Consider the following 6971-nt stretch of genomic DNA (forward strand, 5'->3'; position numbering starts at 1 on the left):
GCCCGCCCTTGCGGTGGACGGCCTCGGCCTGCAGATCGGCGGTGCCCGCATCCTCCAGGATGTGAGCTTCGACGTCGCCGCGGGCGAAATGGTCGGCGTCATCGGCCCGAACGGTGCCGGCAAAACCACCTTGTTCAACCTGATTTCCGGCGTGATGCGGCCCAGCGCGGGCACCATCACGCTGAACGGCAGCGAGATCACGGCCGCGCCGATCCACCGCAGGGCAAAAGCAGGGCTGGGGCGGACCTTCCAGACCTCCAACCTCTTTCCCCGGCTCAGCGTGCTGGAAAACGTCCGGCTCGCCGCACAGTCGAAACTCGGCGGCAGCAACAGCCTCCTGCTCTTCCCCTCGGCCTCCGATGAAGCCACCCGGATTGCCCGCGGCACCATCGGGGAGGTCGGCCTCACCGGCCAGCTCTCGTCGGCGGCGGGGGACCTCTCCCACGGCGAGAAGCGAAAGGTGGAGATCGCCGTGCTGCTGGCGACCGATCCCGCCGTCGTGCTCCTGGACGAACCAATGGCCGGAGTGGCGTCGGGGGACGTTCCGTCGCTCACCGCGATCATCGCACGGCTGCACCGGGACCGCGGCTGCACCGTGATGATGGTGGAGCACCACATGGATGTGGTCCTGGGGCTCGTGGACCGGGTCGCCGTGATGCACCACGGCAGCCTGCTGGCGCTGGACAGTCCCGAGGCCGTAATGGCGGACCCCACCGTGCAAAGTGCCTACCTGGGAGAACCCGTATGACCGCCGCGGCCCAAACCCGCCCCATCCTGACCGTGCAGGGACTCAACGCCCACATCGCCGGGCAGCAGGTCGTGGAGGATGTCAGCTTCACCGTCCCGGCCACCGGCATCACGGCGCTGCTGGGCCGCAACGGCGTCGGGAAGACCAGCACCATCAAGGCCATCATCGGCCTGATCGAGCGCACCGGGGCCGTGGAGCTCGACGGCGAGCGGATCGAGAAGGAGCCGACGTTCAAAATCATCCGCAGCGGAGTGGGTTACGTTCCCGAGGACCGCGAGGTGTTCTCCAAGCTCACGGTGGCGGAAAACCTCCGGCTCGCCGAACGCGACGCCGCCCCCCGGCGCCAGCTCGTCGAGGAGCTCTTCCCGGACCTGCTCGCCCGGTCGGGCCAGATGGCCGGCACCCTCTCCGGCGGCCAGCAGCAGATGGTCTCGCTGGCACGTGCGCTGCTGAACACCAACAAGATCCTCCTCGTCGACGAACCCACCAAGGGCCTTGCCCCTAAAATCGTCGCCGAGGTCGCCGAGACCCTCGCCGAAGCCGCGAAAACCGTGCCCATCCTCCTGGTCGAGCAAAACCTGCATGTGGTCCGCCAGCTCGCCGGGGGTGCCGTCGTCGTCTCCGGCGGCCGGGTCGTGCACACCGGCAACGCCCTGGAGTTCCTCGACGACGCCGAGCTGACCCAGCAGCTGCTGGGCGTCTCCACTGAGCCGGCAGCCGGGAAGACAGCTGCGAAAGGCGCCGCCCTGTGAGCACCGTCGTCCTCCTGCTCTTCACCGGCCTGGGCCTGGGTGCCCTGTACTTCCTGGTGGCCGCCGGGCTGTCCCTGATCTACGGCCTGATGGGCGTGCTCAACTTCGCGCACGGTGCCTTCCTGACCCTGGGGGCCTTCACCGGCTGGGAAATCGCCCGCCGGACCGGCTCGGACAACTGGGGGACGTTCCTGCTCTCCCTGCTGGTCGGAGCCGCCGCCGGGGCCGCGTTTGCCGCCTTCACCGAGTTCGTGCTGATCCGCCGGCTGTACCAGCGGCACATCGAGCAGGTCCTCATCACGGTGGGCCTCTCGCTCGCTGCGGTGGCCCTTTTCGACGGCATCTGGGGCACCGACCCGGTGTTCATCCAGGGACCAGCCTGGTTCAAGGAGACCACGGAGATCCTGGGCGCCCGCGTCCCCAACGACCGGTTTGTCTGCATCATCGCCGCCGTCCTGGTGCTGCTCGCCCTGGTGTTCTTCCTGAAGAACACCCGCTACGGCATGATCATCCGCGCCGGCGTCGAGAACCGCTCCATGGTGACGGCCCTCGGCATCGACGTGCGCAAGGCCTTTACCCTGGTCTTCACGATCGGCGGCGCTGCCGCCGGCCTGGGCGGTGTCCTGGCCTCGCACTACTTCGGCTACGTCTCGCCGATGCTCGGCGGCTCGCTGTTGATCTTTGCCTTCATCGTCACCGTGATCGGCGGACTGGGTTCGCTGACCGGCGCGGCCATTGCCGCGGTCGCCGTCGCCGTCCTGCAGCAGTTCGCCAATTTCTACCTCGGCGGCACCGGCGACTTCGTCGTGGTGCTCGCCCTGGCGCTCGTGCTGCTGTTCCGTCCCTCCGGCCTGCTCGGGAGAACCTCATGACCACCGATACCGACGCCGCCGGCACCAACAGGGCTGCCACCGACAGCACGGGTAGCAAGGGCACCGGTGCGGCCGTCCGGGAAACCCGCCGGACAACCGTCACCAACGGGCCCGGCCGTCCTGGCCGGCCGCGCCTGACCCGCCGGGGGATCGCCGGCGCTGCCGCCGGGCTCGCCGGAATCGTGCTCCTGGTGCTCCTGCCGCTGCTCAACCTGTCCCTGCCCGGCGTGCTGCCCGGACCGACGTACACGCCGGGATCCCTGCAGCTGCTCGCAATGTGCATGCTGATGGCCGCCGCTGCGCTGACCTACCACCTGCTGCTCGGCGTCGCCGGCCTGCTCTCCTTCGGCCATGCCCTTTACTTCGGCGCCGGCGTCTACGGGCTGGCCATCATCCTGCAGAACCTGGACATCCCGCTGCTGCCCGCGATGGGACTGACCCTGCTGATCGTGATCGTACTGGCCCATGTGGTGGGCAGCATCAGCCTCCGGGTCAGCGGCATCCCCTTCGCCATGGTCACGCTCGCATTCGCGCAGGCCGGTTCCGTGATCGTGGGCCGCAACCCGGACGGCCGGACCGGCGGAGACGAAGGCCTCACGCTGCGCACCGACAACCTGCCCGACATCCTCGTCGGGGTGGCCAATACCCGCAACCTCTACTGGCTGGCCCTGGCGGTGCTCGTGGCCGTGTTCATCATCGTCACCTGGGTGCAGTCCTCCCGCGCCGGCCACGTCGCCGCCGCGGTCCGCGAGAACGAACTCCGCGTCCGTGTCCTGGGCCTGCAGCCGTACCTCGTGAAGCTGCTGATCTTCGTGGTCTCCGCCATCCTGGTCAGCATCATCGGCATGGTGTTCCTGCTGCTGCAGAGCGGCGCCGTGCCGCGCGCCATGTCCGCCGACCTGACCATCACCCTGCTCGTTATGGTGGTCCTGGGCGGCGTCGGTTCGCGCTGGGGCGCTGTGATCGGCGGCGTCTTCTACACCATCCTGGACCAGCGCCTCACCACCCTGGCGAACTCCGACGCCATCGCCGCGCTCCCGGACATCCTGCGGGTACCGTTGTCTGAACCCCTGTTCATCCTGGGCACCCTGTTCATCCTCGTAGTGCTTTTCCTGCCTGGGGGCCTGACGGGCACCGCGCAGCGGCTGGCCCAGCGCCGCAACCGAAGCCGGGGCACTGGTGCCGGTGACAGTGCCGGAAATGACAGCACCGGCGGGCACGCTGCCGGCGGTCAGAGCACGGCAGCGGCCCGCGACATCCTGGAGGAATCAGCATGAGCAACACCACAGGTCCCGGCCGGGCGGACGGACTGCATACCCTCGGCCGCTGGACCACCGACCGCAGCCTCGCCACCCCGCAACGGATCGCCGTCGACGACCGCGGCTGCACGCTGAGCTACGGCGAGCTGGAACGGCGGGCAGCGGGCCTCGCCGCCGCCCTCAAGGCCGCCGGTTACGCCACCGGGGACCGGATCGCGACCCTGACCGGCAACAGCTCGGACCACGTGGTGGCCTTCTTCGCCTGCGCCAAGGCCGGGCTGGTTCTGGTGCCGCTGTCCTGGCGGCTCTCGGCGAAGGAACTCGCCGCGCAGCTCGAGCTCGCCGACCCCCAGCTGCTGCTCGTCGAGGACGAACTGGACTCCCTCGCCGCCGCGGCATGCACCCAGCTCGCACACCGGCCCCGGACCGCCGCACTGGGCCCCGGCGGGATAGAAAAGTCGGTGCCCCCGCCGTCCCGCAGGCTGCCGTCAGCAGTGCCCGGTATGGTCACTTGCCGGGCCGAAGCCCACCTGCAGGAAGCAGCCAGGGAGGTGCGCGACGACGACCCCCTCCTGATGATCTTCACGTCAGGCACCGAGGGGGCCAGCAAGGCCGCCGTGCTGACCCACGCCAACTGCTTCTGGACCAACCTGTCGCTGTCCCGGACGATGGATCTGGGCAGCACCGACGTCGTACTGGCGGTGCTGCCGCAGTTCCACGTCGGCGGCTGGAACATCCAGCCGCTGCTGGCCTGGTGGACCGGCGCCACCGTCGTGCTGGAACGCGGCTTCGAACCCGGCCGGGTCCTGCAGCTGATCGCGGAGCGGGGCGTGACCATGCTGATGGGCGTCCCCACCCAGTACCTGATGCTCGCCGAACACCCCGACTTCGCCTCCGCGGAGCTCGGCAGCCTCCGGCACGCCGTGGTCGGCGGGGCGCCCATGCCGGCGCCGCTGCTGCGCATCTGGCACCGCAGGGGAGTGGCCTTGAGCCAGGGCTACGGCCTGACCGAGGCATCACCCAATGTGCTGTGCCTGGCCAACGAGGATGCCGTCCGGATGGTGGGATACTCGGGCAAACCGTACCCGCACGTCGCCGTCGCCGTGTCCGATCCCGTGACCGGGGAAATCCTGGACGGTGCCGCCTCCGGGGAACTGCTGGTGGGCGGCCCGGGAGTCTTCGCCGGGTACTTCCGCGACCCCGCCGCCACGGCCGCCGTCCTCGTCGGGGGATGGCTGCGGACGGGCGACCTCGTGGAGCGCGACGCCGAGGGCTACATCAGGGTGGTGGACCGGCTTAAGGACATCTACATTTCCGGCGGCGAGAACGTGGCCCCGGCCGAGGTCGAGGCAGTGCTGCTGGCCCATCCGGCGGTGGCGCAGGCCGCCGTCGTCGGGGTGGAGGACGGGCGCTGGGGCGAAACCGGGGTCGCCTTTGTTGTGATCCGCCCCGGCGTGGCCACGGATGAGCAGGAACTCCTGGAGCACTGCGCTTCCCAACTGGCGCATTTCAAGGTCCCCTCGCGGATCGAGACCGTTGCTGCGCTGCCCCGCACGGCGCTGAACAAGGTCCTGCGCGCCCGGCTCCGGCAACAGCTGGACGGGCCGACGCCGGACGGGCCGACGCCGGACGGGCCCCACGAAAACGCCGCGGCCGCACTGCCCGGAACCCTGCCCACAAGCGGGAGCCGGCGGTGAGCGCCGCGCCCCGCACCGCGAGGGGCACCCGCACCCGGGCCAAGCTGCTGCAGGCCGCCGAGACGCTGTTCGCCTCGGTGGGCTACCACGATGCCTCGATCGTGAAGATCACCGAGGAGGCCGGCGTCGGGCTCGGCACCTTCTACCTCTACTTCGAAGGCAAACAAGCCATCTTCGACGAGGTTGTCGAGGACCTGAACCGGCGGGTCCGGCACGCCATGACTGACGCGGCACGGTCGGCCGGGACCCGGCTCGCGGCCGAACGCGCCGGATTCCGGGCCTTCTTCAAGTTCACCGCGGAACACCCCGCGCTGTACCGGATCATCCGGCAGGCCGAGTTCGTCTCGCCCGGGGCGCTGCGGCTGCACTACACCCGGATCGTCAACGGCTACATCGAGGGGCTCAAAGCCGCGCAGCTCAGCGGCGAAGTCCGGGAAATGGACCCCACCGTGGCGGCCTGGGCCCTGATGGGCATCGGCGAGCTGATTGGCATGCGCTGGGTGCTGTGGGACGAGGAAGGCGCCGAACCCGCCCAGGGTGCGCGTCCGGACGTCCCGGCGGAAGTCTTCGAGGAAATGATGCAGTTCATCGAACGTGCGCTCGCCCCGTCACCGGGCGCCACCAGCACCAGCGCCGCTCCCGGCCCCGCCTCCACAACCGTTCAGACCCAGGAAGGGACAGCCCCATGAACCAGGCAGCCAGCAATCCAAGTTACCGGACCACCGAAGTGGAGGTCCGCGGCGGCACCCTGCACACCGCCCTCTGGGGTCCCGAGGATCCGGCCGCCCCGACGATCCTCGCCGTGCACGGCGTCACCGCGTCCCACATGGCCTGGCCGGTGCTGGCTGAGGCCCTGCCCGAGGTCAGGATCATTGCCCCGGACCTGCGGGGCCGGGGCCGCAGCAACGCGCTGCCCGCGCCCTTCGGCATGCCCACCCACGCCGAGGACCTCGCGGCCGTGCTGGCCGTGCTCAGCACCGGGCCCGCGGTCGTTGTGGGCCATTCGATGGGCGCCTTCGCCTCCGTGGTCCTCGCGAACCTGTTCCCGGAGCGGGTGCGCTCCCTCGTGCTGGTCGACGGCGGGCTGCCGCTGCAGGTGCCGGCAGGACTCAGCGACGAGCAAATCGTCACCGCCGTCCTCGGTCCCGCAGCCGAGCGACTCAACGCCACCTTCGCCAGCCGGGAGGTCTACCGCAGCTTCTGGAAGCAGCATCCGGCCTTCAGCTCGGACTGGAGCCCGGCCGTGGAGGAGTACGTGGATTACGACCTCACCGGCGAGGAGCCGGCGCTCCGGCCGGCCACACGGTACCAGGCGATGGCGGACGACACGTCCGAGCTTCACCGCGGCGCCTCGCTCCTGAAGGCCCTGGACGAGCTCGCGGTGGACACCCTCGTGTTGCGGGCACCGCGCGGCCTGCTCGACGAACCCGGCGGCCTCTACGCGCCCGGCTATCTGGATGCCTGGGCGGAGAAGCTGCCGGCCCTGACCGTGCGCGAGGTCCCGGACGTCAACCACTACACGATCATCATGGGCGCCGCGGGCGCCGCCGCCGTCGCGGACGCCGTGCGGGAGGCACTGGCGGTCGCGTAGTTGCCTCGCCGATTACGCCTGCCGCCCGCCGGTCCTCCGGCAGCCCGCCGTT

General features: G+C 70.1%; 7 protein-coding genes. All 7 read left to right on the plus strand.

Features of this window, described 5'->3' with window-relative positions; all coding sequences use genetic code 11:
- Positions 1–748: ABC transporter ATP-binding protein (locus tag BJQ90_RS15385; protein ID WP_226761105.1), on the plus strand; the 748-nt coding region annotated here is incomplete at its 5' end.
- Positions 745–1500, plus strand: coding sequence for an ABC transporter ATP-binding protein (locus BJQ90_RS15390; RefSeq protein WP_226761106.1), 756 nt, complete (start codon positions 745–747; stop codon positions 1498–1500). The genes BJQ90_RS15385 and BJQ90_RS15390, both read left to right, overlap by 4 nt.
- Positions 1497–2372 (plus strand): branched-chain amino acid ABC transporter permease, encoded by an 876-nt coding sequence (locus BJQ90_RS15395; protein WP_226761107.1) that lies wholly within the window; start codon positions 1497–1499, stop codon positions 2370–2372. Before BJQ90_RS15390 ends, BJQ90_RS15395 begins: the two co-directional genes overlap by 4 nt.
- A complete protein-coding gene (locus BJQ90_RS15400; RefSeq protein WP_226761108.1) occupies positions 2369–3649 on the plus strand; it encodes a branched-chain amino acid ABC transporter permease in 1281 nt (426 codons plus the stop codon). Before BJQ90_RS15395 ends, BJQ90_RS15400 begins: the two co-directional genes overlap by 4 nt.
- A complete protein-coding gene (locus BJQ90_RS15405; RefSeq protein ID WP_226761109.1) occupies positions 3646–5328 on the plus strand; it encodes a class I adenylate-forming enzyme family protein in 1683 nt (560 codons plus the stop codon). The genes BJQ90_RS15400 and BJQ90_RS15405 overlap by 4 nt, the downstream gene beginning before the upstream one ends.
- On the plus strand, positions 5325–6017 hold the full coding sequence (locus tag BJQ90_RS15410; protein WP_226761110.1) for a TetR/AcrR family transcriptional regulator: 693 nt from the start codon (positions 5325–5327) through the stop codon (positions 6015–6017). Before BJQ90_RS15405 ends, BJQ90_RS15410 begins: the two co-directional genes overlap by 4 nt.
- On the plus strand, positions 6014–6919 hold the full coding sequence (locus BJQ90_RS15415) for an alpha/beta hydrolase (RefSeq protein WP_226761111.1): 906 nt from the start codon (positions 6014–6016) through the stop codon (positions 6917–6919). The genes BJQ90_RS15410 and BJQ90_RS15415 overlap by 4 nt, the downstream gene beginning before the upstream one ends.
- Positions 6920–6971: the final 52 nt, after the last annotated feature.

This window comes from Arthrobacter sp. SO3 (assembly GCF_020532825.1).
In the GTDB taxonomy this organism is placed as follows: Bacteria; Actinomycetota; Actinomycetes; order Actinomycetales; family Micrococcaceae; genus Arthrobacter.

Bases quoted from the DNA above. Each gene is read 5' to 3' on its own strand.
- BJQ90_RS15400 (WP_226761108.1), top strand. From the start codon at position 2,369: ATGACCACCGATACCGACGCCGCCGGCACCAACAGGGCTGCCACCGAC.
- BJQ90_RS15390 (WP_226761106.1), top strand. From the start codon at position 745: ATGACCGCCGCGGCCCAAACCCGCCCCATCCTGACCGTGCAGGGACTC.
- BJQ90_RS15415 (WP_226761111.1), top strand. From the start codon at position 6,014: ATGAACCAGGCAGCCAGCAATCCAAGTTACCGGACCACCGAAGTGGAG.
- BJQ90_RS15405 (WP_226761109.1), top strand. From the start codon at position 3,646: ATGAGCAACACCACAGGTCCCGGCCGGGCGGACGGACTGCATACCCTC.